The sequence below is a fragment of the Paenibacillus sp. MCAF9 genome, assembly GCF_052114265.1.
Classification (GTDB): Bacteria; Bacillota; Bacilli; order Paenibacillales; family Paenibacillaceae; genus Pristimantibacillus.
On the sequence record NZ_JBFREL010000013.1, the window covers coordinates 25,724 to 42,333 of the forward strand.

Genomic DNA, 16,610 nt, shown 5'->3' on the forward strand with positions numbered 1-16,610 from the left:
TATATGCGCTTATTGAGCTGCTGCGGCGTATAAGCGAACAGGAAATCGAGCTGTAAGAACCCATAGGTTCTTACAGCGTGAAAAAAGGCTTAGTTTGTTGTCTATAAGCGCATATATGCGCTTACAACGTTGCTGCGGCGTATGAGCCACGAGGAAACGTTTACTTCATAGAATTTACCATGTGGGAATATGATCGCGAAAACGGCTTGTTAGACACTGCCTTTTTTTCATACTCTTATCTCCTAATAACCGGCTTTCGCTCTCCAAGCAGCGGGAATTCAACGATTCGCAGCTTCGCGCTGCCATATGGCACCAGCTCCAGCTCAGTCACCGGCTGACCCTCTGTATCCGGATTAAGAGGCGGAGTTCCCGCATTGTTGCCTTCCATCCGCCATTCTGCAACAAGCTTGCCGCTTGCTTTCAAGCGGATTGGCGCAACAGCCGCATCAAACGGCTGATAGGGAATCGCATCTTCGCTCACCATTACCTCAAAGCTCGTATCCGCAAGCAGGCCATATTTCCATGGAGAACCCGGGTATATTTCCCAGTCATGAAACCGTTCACGCAGCCTAAGCAGCTGCCAGTTTTCCACCAGCGGCAGAGCGTAGACTAAAGGTCCACGTTCTACGCTTACTGCGTACAAATTGCGCGAAACGGTACGAACCTCCATAGGCAGCTTCAGCAGCAGCTTGTCACCGTCTTGCCATTCCCGTTCAATTCGCGCGTAACCTTTTACTGGGTTTAAAACAATAGTTTCACCGTTCACAAGCAGGCTCGAATTGACGGACCATTCCGGCACACGCAGCGAAATAGCAAAAGTAGCGGAACGTTCAAGCACTAGCTCTATCGTCACTTCATCGCGGAACGGATATTGTCCGCTTACTCGCACCTCAGCTGCAACGCCGTCTGCAACTGACGTTTGGACATGGCATGGAGCATACGATACAGCTGCCAAACCTCCGGCTGCATCCGTCATCCACAGATGAGAAGCAAACTTCGGCCATCCCTGATGCATATTTGATGTACAGCAGCCAAAATTAGGCTCTAAGCCAAATAAATTGGCATCTGGCCCGTTACTCCAATTTCTAGGCGCTACATTGCAAACAATTTGATTCACCTGCTGATCATATTGATGCGCGCTCCAATCCTTGGAAATCGTTGCTGGCAGCGCGTTGAACGCCACCTTCTCCAAAATATCACCGAATCGCCCTTCGCCAAAAATCCGAGTAAGCTGCTCCATCGAATACATATACTCAACGACTGCGCAAAGCTCAACCCCTTGGCTCGGATGTGTACCCGACAGCCATTCGTCGCCGGAGAACATGCCATGCGCTTGCCCATGATGAGTCATCAAGCTGTCTATGCCGCGATGAACCGCATCACGCTGAACACTCTCACCATACAACTCATATAAAATGCCTGGCATCTTAATACCCATCGCCACATTGACAACATGTGTCCGAAAATCCCATTGCTCCACTTTTCTCCAGAACGGGAAGTCATGGAAAATATCTGTCCAATCCAGTGTTTGACTGGCAACGATATCAGCCAGCTTGAGCAGCTCCGCATCTTCCGTCTTCTTAAATAACCATAAAATACATAACAGCATTTCGGAGCCACGAGACTTCGCCCAGCCGCGCAAAGGCTGCTCCTCAATAATCGAGCTTACATAACTGAAAAATTTGCTAAGGAATGGAACGATTCGTTCATCGCTCGTTGCCTCCTCATATTGCATCATCACCTTAAGCATAATCATGAAATGCCACCAGTCCTGCTTCTTATCCAGGTCATTATTAACCGTCGTTATATGTGCAGGCCCAAAAAAACCATTCTCCTGCTGGCTGGCGAGCGACCATTCTATCCAACGGTTCGCTTTCGCGATCAGCTTCTCATCGCCCAGTATATACGCAAGCGGCAGCAGCCCGTCCAAATAATAGGGGCCGCGCTCCCAGCTCTCGCCTTCCCCTCCAATCCAACCATTGTTCGGACCAACATCCACCCAATGCTCCTCCAGATGACCCGTAAGTCCATCCGCTTGTATTCGAAGCTGATTATACAGCCAGCCTTCCGCCTTAATGCTGCCAAGCGGCAGCGCCCCAAATGCTTCATGTAATTGTCCCATGCTTCTGTACCACTCCTTCATGCCATGATGAATGCATACCGAATATACCATGCGGGACTTGCCCGATTGGATAGCTGATCTCAACCACTTTTTATCCAATCACAACATCTTTGTTTTATCGTATCTTTACTCAAACTGCAATCATCGCATATGATTATCCCGTAATGACTAAGCAAGGAGTGAAGCCTGAATGTTACAATTCATTTGTCCCCCCATGCCTCATTTCATTCATGGCGGCGAGGACACTTATCCTATACTTGGCAGACATGCTGATCGCTCAAACATTGGCGTTTTCGATCTTATATACGTAACACGCGGTAGTTTATATATGGAGGAAGAAGGACAGGAGTTCAATATTTCGGCAGGCCATTATGCTATTTTTCGACCTGACCGTTCTCATCGAACGACTATGCCCTGCACGGAGGAAACCCATTTTTATTGGCTGCACTTTCAAACGGTCGGTGATTGGAGTGAATCGCATGAACGGCTGCCATTCTCCATTTCACAGGAGGGGCAGCCCTTTGCTCCGATCGAGTATTTCCCTTTCCAGCTTCCAAAGCAGAAGCGTCTGCTTGTCCCTCATGCCATTGAAGAGAAAATACGCGAGCTGCTGAAACTGCAGGAGCAGCCCTCTGCCCAATCGCGGTGGACCCAGCAGCAAATTTTTCACATCCTCCTCCAGCTGCTTCAGGATCAAAATCAATCGGCGGTGGATAGTCCTTATTTGCAAATTGCCGAAGCAACCGCTCTGTTCCTCCGGCGCAGCTATCAAGACCCGCTTAGTTATAAGAAGATGGCAGAGGAGCTGCATTTTCACCCCAATTATATTGCGATTTGTATGAAAAAAACATTTGGGTGTACTCCCCTTGAGTACGTCACGCGCCACCGTATTGAGCAAGCGAAGCGGCTGCTTATCCACACGAATGAACCTATCGGCAAAATAGCTGAAGAAACAGGCTTCGGCTCCTTTCCTTATTTTGTTCGCTGCTTCACGAAACACACGAGCACGAAACCAAAAGCCTTTCGAATGCTGTATCGCTCTAAATAACCAATAAAAAAACCCTTGCAACTTCCATTTTTTTCTTTATACTTAATTAAAATTTACAATTTGGAGGTGCATGCTATGACTGTATTTCATACCGACAGATTAATACTCAGACCATTTGAAGCTGGAGATGCCGAGGAACTACAGCAGCTAATAAACGATTTTGAAGTTGCAAGCACCACTCTAAATATTCCTTATCCTTATCCAGAAGGCGGAGCTGCTGCCTTTATTGCCCGTCGCGCTGAGATTGATCAAGAAGGGACAGGCTACACATTTGCTCTGATCGATAAAGGAAACCATACGTTTATGGGAAGCATCGGCATGACAATAAATAATAATCATAAAAGAGCTGAGCTTGGTTATTGGTTAGGCAAACGGTACTGGAATCAGGGGTATGTTACGGAAGGCGTCAAACGAGTTTTACAGTTTGGGTTCGAGGAGCTTGCACTTAATAAAATGGTTGCAGCTGCCATGACAAAAAATCCTGCCTCATCAAGCGTTATGAAAAAAAACGGCATGCAATACGAAGGCACCTTCCGCCAGCATTTTCTAAAGTGGGATGTATATGAGGACATCGCTTATTACAGTCTTTTGCGCGAGGAATATTTCAAATGATAGATTAGCAGGACATCAGGGAGAAACGGTTGCCCAGCAAAACTCCCTGATGCTCAAGCTTAGCTCATTGCCAGAATTCACACTTAAACCTTCTTGCGCTGCCTCGTGTAAATATCGACGTACACCGCAAGAATCAGTATGCCTCCCTTTACGATATACTGCCAGAAGGATTCAAGATTCATTAAGCTCATCCCGTTATCCAAGCTGGCCATTACGAGAGCTCCTATAATCGCGCCAACGATGGTGCCCGTACCGCCCATCAAGCTCGTTCCGCCGATTACGCAAGCCGCAATGGCGTCCAGCTCATAGTTCTGACCTGCACTCATTGTTGCTGCATTTAAGCGAGCAGTCAGCACTAGTGCAGCTATGGCTGCTAGCGTATTGCAGAGAACGAACACGAGCAATATGCGGCGCTTAATATTAATGCCTGATAATCGCGCTGCCTCCGGATTGCCGCCAATCGCATATACTTGACGGCCAAAGGTCGTATTTTTTGATATAAACGTAAAAATAAGCGCCAGCACAATAACCATAACAAATGGAACAGGAATACCTTTGTAGCTGTTCATTAAATAAACGAATCCAATAACAATGGCGCCAATGACGCCTAATCGCAGCACGCTGACGGCAAACGGCTCAACATCAAAGCCAAATTTAGCTCTTGCTGCTCTCTTCCGCATGACAAGGTATCCCGCAACGGCTAAAGCAGTAATGCCAAATATCCATCCGATAATATCCCCCACATAAGATTGACCAATGGCTTTCACCGATGGCGTTAGCGGAGCAATCGTAACGCTGCCGGTTGTACCAAACAAAATACCCCGAAAAATGAGCATCCCGCCGAGTGTCACAATAAACGCCGGCACTGCCCGATAAGCGATAATCCAGCCTTGAATAAAACCGATCGCCGCTCCCACACCTAAGGTAGCTAAAATGACCGGTATCGTATTCCACTCGTACCACACGTTGAGAATTGCTGCGATACCGCCCGTCAAGCCGACAAGGGAGCCAACCGACAAGTCAATTTGCCCTGCGACGATGACGAGCACCATTCCGATAGCCAGTATAGAGGTAACCGACATTTGGAGAAACAAGTTTGATATATTCGTCGGAGATAGAAACCGGTCATGCAGCAGCGAGAATAAAACCCAAATCGATATTAATGCCCCGATCATCGTATATGCGCGTGCGTCAAATTTCAGCCATTGCGGCCGCTGCTTCGTTTTTGTCTGGCTTATCACCGTTTCTTGATTCATGCTCATCGTCCTTTCCCTCCCGTAGCAGCCGTCATAATCATCTCTTGCGTTGCTTCCTCTGCCTTAAACTCACCCGTCTGTTTTCCTTCTGCGATGACGATAATTCTGTGGCTCATGCCTAGCAGCTCTGGGAGTTCAGACGATATCATAATGATGGACACGCCCTGCATAAGCAATTCGTTCATAATATTATAAATTTCAAATTTGGCGCCAACATCGATGCCCCGCGTCGGTTCGTCCAAAATTAAAATTTTCGGATTCGTCATCAGCCATTTGCCGAGTACGACCTTCTGCTGATTGCCGCCGCTTAAAGTTCCTACAATCGTCTCCACTGAATTCGCTTTCACTCGTAAAGAGTTCAAATATTGATTGCCCGCCGCAATTTCCTCATTAGGGCGAAGCACCCCGCCTGAGGATATAGCTGCAAGGCTTGCTAGACTGACATTGCTTTTAATATCCATGCCAAGAACAAGCCCATACTTTTTTCGATCCTCCGAAACGAGCGCCAGTCCAGCTTTTATAGCATGCCGCGTATGCTTAATCTTTACAGGTTTCCCGTCGATCTCAACCAATCCGTTGCTTTGACCTGGATAAGAACCGAATAAGCTCATGACAAGCTCCGTTCGCCCTGCTCCCATCAACCCGGCAATGCCTAATATTTCACCTTTGCGCACCTCAAAGCTCAAATGATCGATCACTTTTTTACCTTGCCGCTCTGGATTCATAACCGTATAATCTGTCACCTTGAGCATGACTTCGCCGGGTTTTGCTTCCACGCGCGGGAATCGCTCCTTGAGCTCGCGTCCAACCATCAGTGAAATGACTTTATCCTCATTCACATCAGACACGTCGTATGTGCCAACCGCCAGACCATCCCGCAGAACCGTAACGGTATCTGCAATCGCAAACACCTCGTTAAGCTTATGAGAAATGTAAATACAAGTAACGCCGCGTTTTTTAAACTCACGCAAAATATTAAGCAATATATCAACTTCCTGCTCCGTTAAAGCAGCTGTAGGTTCATCGAGAATAAGAATATTCGCCTTCTTGGACAATGCCTTAGCAATTTCAATTTGCTGCTGCTTGCCGATGCCAAGGCCGCCGATCAATTGCTCTGGATTGACATCGAGTAGGCCGACTTCCTTCAGCCAACGTTCGCTCTCTTTGAATACGCGCTCCCAGTTAATAATTCCGAATACCGCCGGTTCTTTGCCGAGAAATAAATTTTCGCCAATCGATAAATCCTTCACTAGAGCAAGCTCCTGATAAATGATTGCAATGCCCGCTTCTTCCGCATCCTTTATTTTATCGAAGCGCTTCTCTTCACCGTTAATGAGTATTTGCCCATCATAGGTGCCGTGCGGGTATAGACCGCTCAATACCTTCATGAGCGTCGACTTGCCTGCTCCGTTCTCACCGCACAGTGCATGCACCTCTCCTTTTTTCACAGAAAAAGTCACGTCGCTCAGCGCTTTAACGCCAGGAAATTGCTTCGTAATATTACGCATTTCTAATGCCGCCGTCATTCCTTCCTCACCTCCGTAAATGGCAAAGAGGGGAAGAGCGTCTTGGCACCCCGCTTCTTCCCCTTAACCTGGTCAAGCATCTACTTCACGTTTTTGTAAACATCGTCCTTGGAATGGAAGCCGTCTGCAATGACGGTAGCATCCATGTTCGTTTTGTCTACAGCTACCGGATTAAGCAGCACGGACGGCACATCGATTTTACCATTGTTAACTGTTTTATCAGCGCCTACATCCTCGCCTTTGGCCATCTTCACTGCAAGGTCGGCCGCTTTCTCAGCCAAATCCTTAATTGGTTTGTATACCGTCATCGTTTGTGTTCCTTCAACGATGCGCTGTGCTGCCGCAAGCTCGGCATCTTGGCCAGAAACAGGTATTTTTCCATCAAGCCCTTGCGCTGCAAGCGCTTGAATAACACCGCCTGCTGTACCATCATTCGCTGCGACTACAGCATCGATTTTGTTATCATTAGCAGTTAATGCGTTCTCCATATTAGCCAGCGCGTTAGCTGGGTTCCAATCCTTCGTCCATTGATCGAATACGATTTGGATGTCACCGCTGTCGATGAGCGGCTGCAAAATATTAAATGCGCCTTTTTTAAATAAATGGGCGTTATTATCCGTCTCGGCACCGCCGATGTATACGAATTTCCCTTTTGGAGCCAATTTAATAATCGCCTCAGCCTGCATTTCGCCTACCTTTTCATTATCGAAGGAGATGTATAGATCCAAATCAGAGTTTTTGATTAAACGATCATAAGCAAGCACTTTAATACCGGCCGCATGAGCCTTTTCTACAATCGCTGCCGTTGCTTCTGCATTATGAGGGACGACGACCAGCACATCTACACCTTGGCTTATTAAGTTTTCTGCCTGAGAAATTTGCTTCGCGTCATCGCTGTTTGCTGCTTGCACCTCTACCTTTGCGCCAAGCGCCTCGGCTGCTGCGATGAACAAATCACGGTCGCGCTGCCAGCGTTCCTCTTGCAGCGTATCGAGTGAAAGGCCGATTACAATTTTGTCGTCGCCTGACTTTACGTTGTTCGTTTTTGTTGCTGCTTCTTTATCGGTTGACTTAGACCCCGCGTTCCCATTGTTTCCATTGCCGCTAGAGCATGCCGAAATTACGATGATTAGAGCTAGTACAAGCGATACAACCCCGCCTCTTGTAAACCGTTTCCCCATTTTCTTCGCTCCCTTTTATAAAAAAATGTAAATGCTTACATTTCTAATATAACATCGCGCTGGAAGCAGAGAGCCGCCATCTTCCAGTACTCTTTTGCTATCGTCTGCATTTTTTTAAGGCGAACAGCCCTGCTTAGGCTCTTTTGCCAAGGATGGCTCTACGGTAATCGGTCGGCGATACTCCGCATACCTTTTTGAACACCTTGCTGAAATAATTAGGATCGTTATAGCCAATCTCATAAGTAATTTCCTTTAAGCTTCGATCGGGATCAGCCATCAGCTTCTTGCCCTTTTCAATTCTGCATTCGGTTAAAAAATCGATATAATTCATGCCTTCCTGATCCTTGAACATTTTGCTCATATAAAAAGGGCTAAGGCCAAATCGCTGCGCCATCAGCTCCAGCGATATATCCTTCTCTGAATGCTCAATGATATACTGCTTCATTTGCAAAGCCGCATCGGGCTGTACTCTGCTCTGATGAGTGACGATACCTTCGATTAGCTTAGTAAGCAAGCTTTCCGTTTCTGTACGCAGCTGCTGATACTGCGTCACTTGGAACGAAAATAACGGCTTCTCCACTTCGATCCCCATCTCCTCTGCGACACGGGCTATAATCCACAATCGTTCCAGCACCCATTGGGCAGATTGCTCCAAGGAAGCATGATGCTGATCATGGACGACGATTAGCTCCATCACCATCTTGCGTACAATATCCCATTTCCCTAATCGAATGTGATCGACGAATTGTTTTTCCGTCTGTTTATCTTGATACCCGCCCGCAAAGGGACTGCGCGATTCAATTTCACCATAAAATTGATGTTTCACCGGCAGCGAGGCATTGGCCGTTGCAAGCAAAGCCTCTTGATATGACAACTTCACGTTTTCTAATCCCTTATAGGAATCTCCGATTCCAACAAATAAATCTCCGCCAACTTCGCGCTGCCGCAGCAGTAAAAACTGCTGGACAAGCGAAGCTGCTTGAGCTCGATAGGTTTTACTGGCATCTCGAAAAATGACGATTGGAATTTGCCGCGCAGACATCGCGCCTACCCAGCCGCTTGCAGCTTGTCTCACCTTCGCTTTAATCTCGCCATACAGAACTTCTGACGTTGAATGGATGGGCAGCATGACGAGCATAACAAATGCCTCGCTTGTCCGCTCTCTGCCAAGCAGCCTCAGCATATCGTCGATATGGACATCATGCACATGATCGAAGAGCAGCTGTGTCACGACATCTGATTCGACAATAGGCATCACTTTCCTCAGCGCTTCCTCCTCGTATTGCCTGAGCGCAAGCTCGCTTTTTTCACGCATAATCTCCTCTATGACCTTGCCAATGGTTGTTGTAATTTCACTTGCCTTGCTTGGCTTTAGCAAATAATCCTTAACCCCAAGCTTAATAGCCTGCCTTGCATAGTCAAACGTGTCGTATGCGGTGACCATAATAAATTTGGCCGAAGGCAGAAACACCGAGATTCTCTCGATGGCTTCGATGCCGTTAACGCCGGGCATTTTGATATCCATCAATATAAGATCAGGCTGCCACTCGCTTGCCGTCTCAATGGCTCTAGCTCCATTTTTTGCTTGCATAAATTGACAAGAAGGAAAACCTTTTTGCAAAATAGCCTGCAAGCCTTCCCGTTCTACTTGCTCATCGTCAACGATTAACAATTTCAACATGCTCAGCTACACTCCCTAAGATTGGCATTTTTATCGTTACCTTCGTGCCCTCTTGCGGCGCACTTCTAATTTCTATAACGTCGTCGTCACCGACAAACAACCGCAGCCGTTTCACTACGTTGCTGAAGCCGATGCCCGTCGAATGGCCTACGCCATCCGCATTTCCGCCTTCTGTCAAAATATGATTGGCCTTCTCCGCCGTCATGCCTGTGCCGTCATCCTCAATTTCAATGAGAACAAGATTATCCTTCTCATAGATGCGAAGTGAAATCGTGCCTCCATCCTCAAGCGGCTCAACCGCATGGATGACTGCATTTTCGATAATGGGCTGAAGCGTTAAGCAGGGCAGCAGCAGCTGCAGGCAGCTCTCATCCACCTCTAGTACAAATCTAAGCCGATCTGTAAAACGCGCGCTTTGAATTTCGATGTATTTCAATATGACAGACAGCTCTTCCTCAAGCGTGACTGCCCGGTCCAGCCGCCGCAAATTATAACGAAGCAAGCCTGCTACGTTGGCAATCAGATCGCTCGTTTCCTCCGAGCCGTCTAGGTAGGCTTTTTTGGATAAAATATCTAAGGTGTTGAATAAGAAGTGAGGGTTAATCTGGCTTTGAAGGCTAATAAGCTGGCTTTCCTTCAGGAGCAGCTTATTCTGCTGAAGCTCGCTTTCGAGCTGTGCCTTCTGCTGAATCTCGGAGATGAGATTGTTAATATTGATCCGCATGCGATCAAAGGTTTTGGCGAGGAATGAAATTTCATCATTGGAGTGTACTGCTATAGGCTTATCGAATCTGCCGCGCGATAATTCTTTTGCAGCTATCGTCAACTTCTGGATAGGCCTTGTAATGCTAAGCGAAAACCAATAAGTAAACAGCAGCAGCATAATCGTGATCAGAGAAAGCAGCCATATGCCAAGCCGCTTCAGCTCCGCGCTTTGTTCGATAATGCCGCGGTAAAAAGCATCGTACGTCCGTACTTCCTTGTCGATGAGCGTTACTGTGGTCTCTGCTATGTATTTGTCGATGCGGGTCGCTTCCTCAAATTTCTCAGCTGATTGCTCCCCATTGCCTTGCTCCAAAAACATGACTGACAAATCCGCCGAAGCCACCAAGCTATCAATCATATTGATAAAGCTCGTCAGCGTAAACGTATTATCCTTATTTCGAAGGCTTATCGTTTGCTGCTTTGCCATCATTATGTTTTCCTTGCTTTGGTTCAGCGTTTGCTGCTTGAGTGCTGTTGGCTTCTGCAAATAATCATTTAAAGCCGTAATCGTCTGATGACTGCGATCAGTCACCTCATTCATGCGCAAATAACGCTGCAAAATATCATTGTATTGCTCCTGCGTCTTCTGATTATAGTAGGTGAGCACCATCCAAATCGTAACCATTATAAACAGCACAATTAACGACATCGTCAATATTTTACGCTGAATGCTGTTCATTTGGCATCCTCCGCCCGCATGACCCGAATATCTGTAAAATAACCGTCAGGGTTTAGCGGAACCTGCTCGCCTGTCAGCCATTTGATCATGAGAGCGACGCTTTCCTCGCCCATCGCCTCAGGGGATTGCGCGATTAAGGCGTCTATTTTTCCTTGCTGCATCAGAGTTAACGTCTCTGGCGAATCGTCGAAAGAATAGATAAAAAAGTTGTCCACTCGCATGCGCTTGCTGATTTCCTGAATAATCGAACCCGCATGATTCGCTGAAACAGCGATGAACGCATCCGCATCTGGTTCCTCATTAAGCAGTTCATTTGTTGCCGCCGCCACATCCTCACGGGAATCTCCTGCAGCTACAATCTTGGTTATAATCTTCGGGTAGGCGTTCAGTACATTCAATATGCCCGTTAAGCGCGTTCTTTGGAAGTATTCCTGACGATCCGACACCATCAAAACCACTTTGCCCACAAAGCCCATATCCGACACCATCTGCCGCGCGATCATGCTCCCTGCTTCCAAATGATCCGAGCCTACATACGTTCTGCGCAAACTCTCGTTCATCGGCACATCATTCGCTACGGTTATGACGGGGATACCTCTACTTGCCGCCTTCACCTTTGTTAAACTTTTAAATTCGTCTGTATCAAGGCCCTGCACGATGATTCCATCTACTTTAGAAGCAATCGCAACCTCAATATTTTTCAGAAAATCATCCCGATTTGTGCCATATGTCCCCCATACCTCAAGACTTGCACCATTTTGCTCTGCTGCAGCTTTAGCGCCTCGTTCCACCTTCGCCCAAAAAGGGGTATCCAGCTCCCTCGTTATGAGGACAAGGCGGTAGCTATTGTGCTGCTCTGCCGTCAATGCCGGCTCAATCAATTCGGAGGAGAACACTTTAACCATGGAGGTCAGCGTAAAAAACAAGATGACCAAGCACACTGCAAACAAGCTAACAATTATCGATTTGCGCAACCTATTTTCCTCCTGCCGACAAAATAGGATATTTTTATGAGAGCGGTTTCATATACAAATCATAGTAGATGGCTGGCTTGCTGTCTAGTTGTAGAGATAGAAAGAGGCTGCCCTCGGTAATTAACCGTGAAGGCAGCCTCCAAATATGAAGCCATAATATGATGCATAATTAGTCGGCTATTCTTAAATAACGCCCTTTTTCAAAATAAGATTGGCATAAAGCGCACTCTCGCCTGTAGCGATTACCGCATAAGCCTGCTTCGCACGCTCGTAAAATGCAAAACGTTCGACCTGCTCAAATGGCTCCGATAGACCGGTACGCTGCTCGATAATCAAGCGGTATTGCTCCCAAATTGGGGTTTCAACCGTATCACCCGGAACTACCTGCATAAGTGCTGCTGGCTTCTCAACATATTGATCTAAAGGGAACAGCTGCAAAATAGCGTCAAGCAGCGCTGGCACATCATGCCCATCCGCACGAATGAGCCGCTTGGCATGACTTGCCGCGGGAAAATTGCCGTCGGCAATCACGATTTCGTCGCTATGTCCCATTTCGCTGAGCACCTTCAGCAGCTCTGGAGAAATCAGTTTCGATATCCCAATCAGCATGCTAACCTCCTCCTCCCGGTATAGATATAATCATATGAGTTATTTAACTCTAGCAACACGCTCATAAGCTTCGAACGCATAATCCCACTCATTCTGCTGCTCAGGAGCAAATTCCTCTACCTTAAACGATGCAGCTACAAGCTTCCTTGCTTCTTGAAGATTGCCGCATTCGCCTAGCGCGACGAGCTGCATGAGCATATTGCCAATCGCACTTGCTTCTACTGGTCCCGTCCAAACCGGACGGGCAATCGCATTAGCCGTTAAACGGCAAAGCAGCCTATTCTGAATGCCACCGCCAACCATATGCAAGCCATCAAAATGCTGCTTCGTCAATTCTTCCATTTGAGCCAGCGCCTGCCGATACCTTAATGCCAAGCTCTCCAAAATGCAGCGTGTAATTTCTCCTATAGACTGCGGAACCTTCTGGGACGTTTGTTCGCAATAAGCTTGTATGCGCCCGATCATGCCGGAAGGTGCAAAAAACATCGGATCGTCGGGATGGATAAAGCTGCGGAAAGGCTCAGCCGCTTCGGCTTGCGCAACGATTTCGGCAAACGTCCAATCGTTCCCCTGCTCTTCCCATTCCCGCTTGCACTCTTGCAATATCCAAAGTCCCATAATGTTTTTGAGTAGCTGATAGGTTCCCTGAGCGCCTCCTTCATTAGAGAAATCAAGATCTTGCGCTTCTCTTGAGACGTTTGGACCTGCAAGCTCGGTCCCAAGCAGCGACCATGTTCCGCAAACTAGATAAGCGAAGCCCGATTCACCATCCGCAGGAACAGCCGCAACCGCAGATTCGGTATCATGCGTTCCAACAGCAACGGCTGTAATCGGAGGGACATCCAGCTCGGCGCAAACCTCTGCCGTTAATTGCCCAATTTTCGTACCCGGATGAATCGGATCAAGAAACAACCGATTCGGAATGCCCAGCTCATCCATTAACTCTATATTCCATTGCTGTTCCTTAGGCTTGTATAGCTGCGTAGTCGTCGCCATCGTAAACTCGCACACCTTCACGCCTGTTAAGAAATAAGCAAGCAAATCAGGCGTAAGCAGCAGCGTTCTAGCTGCCGCAAGCTTCGGCGATGCCGCTTTCTTCATCGCATACAGCTGGTTTATTGTATTGAAGGGCATAAACTGCAAGCCGCCCTGCTCATATAATCGGTCTTTGCCAAACCGTTCGAGCAGTTCTTCTATTATTCCATCTGTTTGCGAATCACGGTAATGATATGGATTGCCAAGCAGCTCGCCATTATCATCGAGCAGTCCAAAGTCTACGCCCCATGTATCTATGCCGAACGTTTGCGGAGCGTAGCCTTCTTGAAAGGCTTTGCGAATGGCAAACTTCAGCTCCTGCAGCAGGCGCAAAATATCCCAGTGCAAATGACCGTGTACAGCCACCGGCTGATTCGGAAACCGATGAATTTCCGTCACCTTCAGCGAGCGCTGACCGCTTGCCTTATCAAGCAGCAGCTCGCCGATTAACGCCCTGCCGCTGCTTGCGCCCAAATCAAACGCGAGCACAGTCGCAAGCTTCGTCATGCTTAAAGCCTCCTTTAACTAAAGCTGTCGCTTCACAAATGGGCATCGATTCACTTCATCTTTTGCAGTAGTTCGATGCGGTAAGCTTCGCTCTCCAGCGATGCGATCTCTTCAAACTCTTCTGTCGTCAGCACCTTCGGCTCACGAATCGCCTTGGCAATCAAATAAATTTTTGTGCTTTCCTCAACTACCTCCGTACGATAGTAAGCCTCGCGTAAATTGCGACCAGACGTTACTAAGCCATGGTTGCCAAGCAGTACTGAGCTTGCTTCATTTACTTTTGCTACGTATGCATCAGCCAGCTTATCCGTCGTCGGAAGCACATAGGGAACGTACACCGTCTTGCCAACGAGCGCTGCTTGATCTGGAAACATAATTGGAAGCTCCTGCTCAACTAACGTGAATGCAATGCAATATGGCGGATGCGTATGGACGATTGCTCCAATATGCGGATTAGCACGATAGGCATATAGATGCATCAGCACCTCAGAGGATGGACGAAGACCGATATCTGTTATTTCCCCAGTCTCAATATCTACCTCGACCCATTGATGCGGCTCAACCTCATCAAGAGCAAATCCACTTGGCGAAAGATACATTTTGCCTTCAAACTTCGCGCTAATATTGCCGCCTGGCCCTACAACCAGCTTGTTCGTTACTGTTTTGCGAGCGTATTTGCATAGCTCGTTGCGAATGTCCGTGCTGCTCATTTTAAAACCTCCGATTTATTTGTAGATAGGCCCGAAATTTTGACAAGCTAGGTAATCGGCATTCTCTGGATTCGCCGTACCGAACAATCCCCATGCTCTTGGGCGGAATACACGTTCTCTCGAAACGTTATGCATATTAACCGGAATCCGCAGCATCGAAGCGAGCGTAATTAAATCAGCGCCGATGTGTCCATAGCTGATAGAGCCGTGATTTGCACCCCAATTATCCATTACCTCATAAACGGAACCGAAAGCCCCTTCACCCGTCAAGATTGGTGCAAACCATGTTGTCGGCCACGTCGAATCGGTACGTTTGTCGAGTGTGTCATGGACATCCTGCGGCAATTCTACCGAATAACCTTCCGCGATTTGTAATACAGGGCCAATGCCCTTCACCAAATTAATGCGAGACATTGTCATCGGCATGCCGCCGCGCGTTAAGAAATCAGAGGAGTAACCGCCTCCGCGGAAATATTCGACCGAAGCTGGCCGCCATGACGTAGCATCCAAACATTTTTGCGCTTCTTCCTCCGATATTTCCCAGAACGGCTTCATGACCGGTTCGCCATCCTTCGTCTGCTCTCCTGTTCCGTCAAGCGTTGCTGAACCGGAGTTGATCAGATGGAGCAAACCGTTCTCAGCTGCACCCGCCAGCTTGTGTCCCGTGACTCGCTCCACAGATTCTGGGCTCCAATACGTACGGACATCGGCAAAAATTTGAGCGGTATTCGTAAGCAAATATCCGAAGAGCATAACCACGCCATTCAAGCTGTCATTTTCCGTAGCTACCATATAAGGCGCCCTTATGCCGTTCCAATCAAATGATGAATTAAGTATGGATTCCATGAAATCACCGTTTGGAAAATGATCCGTCCACTGCCGCTGCCCTTGGAATCCAGCGACGATCGCGTTATGGCCGCCAGCTTCCTCGCCGAAGCCAAGTTTGGCAAGCTCAGGGTTGCCAATCATCAGATCACGGGCGATCTGCGTCATTTTCACAACTGTTTCCCAGTCCTCATCTTTACGCTCTCTTGACGTCTGGATATCCGCAGCATTGTTATCTGCTCCTTCGATACAGTTCTCCTTCACCCAGGTAAGCGCTTTCTCGAACTCCGCTGTATCATATATGTTCTCTTCCATACGGCGTACAAATTCAGTCATATCGATGTACTCGGTACGCATGCCAAGATATTCTTGGAAGAAAGCGTCATTTACGATTGAACCGGCGATACCCATAGATACTGAGCCCATCGACAAATACGATTTACCGCGCATATAAGCAACAGCCAGGCCTGCTTTCGCAAATCCAATCAGTTTGTCTTTCACATCAAACGGAACGGAAGTATCGCCAGAATCTTGAACATGCTCACCATAGATGCCAAAGGCTGGAAGCCCTTTTTGCGCGTAACCCGATAGTACAGCTGCCAGATACACCGCGCCTGGGCGTTCTGTCCCATTAAAGCCCCATACCGCCTTTGGAATGCTTGCATCCATATCCATCGTTTCCGTGCCGTAGCACCAGCAAGGCGTTACCGTTATCGATACCCCTACGCCAGAGGTTGCAAATTTTTGCGCACAGGCTGCTGCTTCAGCTACTCCGCCAATACAGCTGTCAGCGATGACACATTCGACCGGTTCACCGTTTGGATAACGCAAATTGTCCGATAAAAGCTTAGCAGTCGCGATTGCCATGTTCATGGTTTGTTCTTCCAACGATTCGCGAACGCCTTTTCTTCTTCCGTCAATTGTTGGTCGAATACCTATCTTTGGAAACCCTGATTGAAAACGAAAGCTAGTATCTGTCATATTAAAACCTCCATTATGTTATAATAATGTTACCGATAACATTAAAATAACAACAATAAGGCTTGCTGTCAATGACTACTTTTTTGTATGATAGAATCT

The 16,610-nt window shown here is 47.6% G+C and carries 13 protein-coding genes; 2 read left to right on the top strand and 11 right to left on the bottom strand.

Going from position 1 to position 16,610, the window contains the following annotated elements; all coding sequences use genetic code 11:
* Positions 1-235: 235 nt before the first annotated feature.
* Entirely contained in the window at positions 236-2,122 is a 1,887-nt protein-coding gene (locus AB4Z45_RS19745; protein WP_441911023.1) for a beta-L-arabinofuranosidase domain-containing protein, read from the bottom strand.
* A gap of 190 nt (positions 2,123-2,312) precedes the next feature.
* On the opposite strand from AB4Z45_RS19745, the gene AB4Z45_RS19750 reads away from it, so the two are divergent.
* Positions 2,313-3,170, top strand: a complete 858-nt coding sequence (locus AB4Z45_RS19750; protein ID WP_339203667.1) for a helix-turn-helix transcriptional regulator — start codon at positions 2,313-2,315, stop codon at positions 3,168-3,170.
* A gap of 75 nt (positions 3,171-3,245) precedes the next feature.
* The gene (locus tag AB4Z45_RS19755) at positions 3,246-3,782 is read left to right on the top strand and encodes a GNAT family N-acetyltransferase (RefSeq protein WP_441911025.1); all 537 of its coding nucleotides are present in this window, start codon (positions 3,246-3,248) and stop codon (positions 3,780-3,782) included.
* 83 nt (positions 3,783-3,865) lie between these two features.
* On the opposite strand, the gene AB4Z45_RS19760 is transcribed toward AB4Z45_RS19755, so the two are convergent.
* From AB4Z45_RS19760 to AB4Z45_RS19805, 10 genes are all read right to left on the bottom strand, one after another.
* Positions 3,866-5,038 (bottom strand): sugar ABC transporter permease, encoded by a 1,173-nt coding sequence (locus tag AB4Z45_RS19760; RefSeq protein WP_076267045.1) that lies wholly within the window; start codon positions 5,036-5,038, stop codon positions 3,866-3,868.
* A 2-nt stretch (positions 5,039-5,040) separates the two neighbouring features.
* Entirely contained in the window at positions 5,041-6,564 is a 1,524-nt protein-coding gene (locus AB4Z45_RS19765) for a xylose ABC transporter ATP-binding protein (protein ID WP_441911027.1), read from the bottom strand.
* 80 nt (positions 6,565-6,644) lie between these two features.
* Entirely contained in the window at positions 6,645-7,745 is a 1,101-nt protein-coding gene (gene xylF / locus AB4Z45_RS19770) for a D-xylose ABC transporter substrate-binding protein (protein ID WP_441911028.1), read from the bottom strand.
* Between the two features lie 133 nt (positions 7,746-7,878).
* Positions 7,879-9,426: a response regulator gene (locus AB4Z45_RS19775; protein ID WP_441911030.1), complete on the bottom strand. Its 1,548-nt coding sequence runs from the start codon at positions 9,424-9,426 to the stop codon at positions 7,879-7,881.
* Entirely contained in the window at positions 9,404-10,870 is a 1,467-nt protein-coding gene (locus AB4Z45_RS19780; RefSeq protein ID WP_441911031.1) for a sensor histidine kinase, read from the bottom strand. The genes AB4Z45_RS19775 and AB4Z45_RS19780 overlap by 23 nt, the downstream gene beginning before the upstream one ends.
* Entirely contained in the window at positions 10,867-11,844 is a 978-nt protein-coding gene (locus AB4Z45_RS19785; protein WP_441911032.1) for a substrate-binding domain-containing protein, read from the bottom strand. The genes AB4Z45_RS19780 and AB4Z45_RS19785 overlap by 4 nt, the downstream gene beginning before the upstream one ends.
* A gap of 183 nt (positions 11,845-12,027) precedes the next feature.
* Positions 12,028-12,453 (bottom strand): L-fucose mutarotase, encoded by a 426-nt coding sequence (gene fucU / locus AB4Z45_RS19790; RefSeq protein ID WP_441911034.1) that lies wholly within the window; start codon positions 12,451-12,453, stop codon positions 12,028-12,030.
* Positions 12,454-12,492: 39 nt separating this feature from the next.
* Positions 12,493-13,995 carry a rhamnulokinase gene (locus tag AB4Z45_RS19795; RefSeq protein ID WP_441911035.1) on the bottom strand — a complete coding sequence of 501 codons (1,503 nt, stop codon included), beginning with the start codon at positions 13,993-13,995 and terminating at the stop codon, positions 12,493-12,495.
* A gap of 50 nt (positions 13,996-14,045) precedes the next feature.
* On the bottom strand, positions 14,046-14,705 hold the full coding sequence (locus AB4Z45_RS19800; RefSeq protein ID WP_441911037.1) for a class II aldolase/adducin family protein: 660 nt from the start codon (positions 14,703-14,705) through the stop codon (positions 14,046-14,048).
* 15 nt (positions 14,706-14,720) lie between these two features.
* Positions 14,721-16,511: an L-fucose isomerase gene (locus AB4Z45_RS19805; RefSeq protein ID WP_076266722.1), complete on the bottom strand. Its 1,791-nt coding sequence runs from the start codon at positions 16,509-16,511 to the stop codon at positions 14,721-14,723.
* Positions 16,512-16,610: the final 99 nt, after the last annotated feature.

What these genes read in the sequence shown, in the direction of transcription:
- AB4Z45_RS19775 (WP_441911030.1), bottom strand. Translation starts at nt 9,426, where the DNA reads ATGTTGAAATTGTTAATCGTTGACGATGAGCAAGTAGAACGGGAAGGC.
- AB4Z45_RS19800 (WP_441911037.1), bottom strand. Translation starts at nt 14,705, where the DNA reads ATGAGCAGCACGGACATTCGCAACGAGCTATGCAAATACGCTCGCAAA.
- AB4Z45_RS19760 (WP_076267045.1), bottom strand. Translation starts at nt 5,038, where the DNA reads ATGAATCAAGAAACGGTGATAAGCCAGACAAAAACGAAGCAGCGGCCG.
- AB4Z45_RS19765 (WP_441911027.1), bottom strand. Translation starts at nt 6,564, where the DNA reads ATGACGGCGGCATTAGAAATGCGTAATATTACGAAGCAATTTCCTGGC.
- AB4Z45_RS19755 (WP_441911025.1), top strand. Translation starts at nt 3,246, where the DNA reads ATGACTGTATTTCATACCGACAGATTAATACTCAGACCATTTGAAGCT.
- fucU (WP_441911034.1), bottom strand. Translation starts at nt 12,453, where the DNA reads ATGCTGATTGGGATATCGAAACTGATTTCTCCAGAGCTGCTGAAGGTG.
- AB4Z45_RS19805 (WP_076266722.1), bottom strand. Translation starts at nt 16,511, where the DNA reads ATGACAGATACTAGCTTTCGTTTTCAATCAGGGTTTCCAAAGATAGGT.
- AB4Z45_RS19780 (WP_441911031.1), bottom strand. Translation starts at nt 10,870, where the DNA reads ATGAACAGCATTCAGCGTAAAATATTGACGATGTCGTTAATTGTGCTG.
- xylF (WP_441911028.1), bottom strand. Translation starts at nt 7,745, where the DNA reads ATGGGGAAACGGTTTACAAGAGGCGGGGTTGTATCGCTTGTACTAGCT.
- AB4Z45_RS19745 (WP_441911023.1), bottom strand. Translation starts at nt 2,122, where the DNA reads ATGGGACAATTACATGAAGCATTTGGGGCGCTGCCGCTTGGCAGCATT.
- AB4Z45_RS19795 (WP_441911035.1), bottom strand. Translation starts at nt 13,995, where the DNA reads ATGACGAAGCTTGCGACTGTGCTCGCGTTTGATTTGGGCGCAAGCAGC.
- AB4Z45_RS19750 (WP_339203667.1), top strand. Translation starts at nt 2,313, where the DNA reads ATGTTACAATTCATTTGTCCCCCCATGCCTCATTTCATTCATGGCGGC.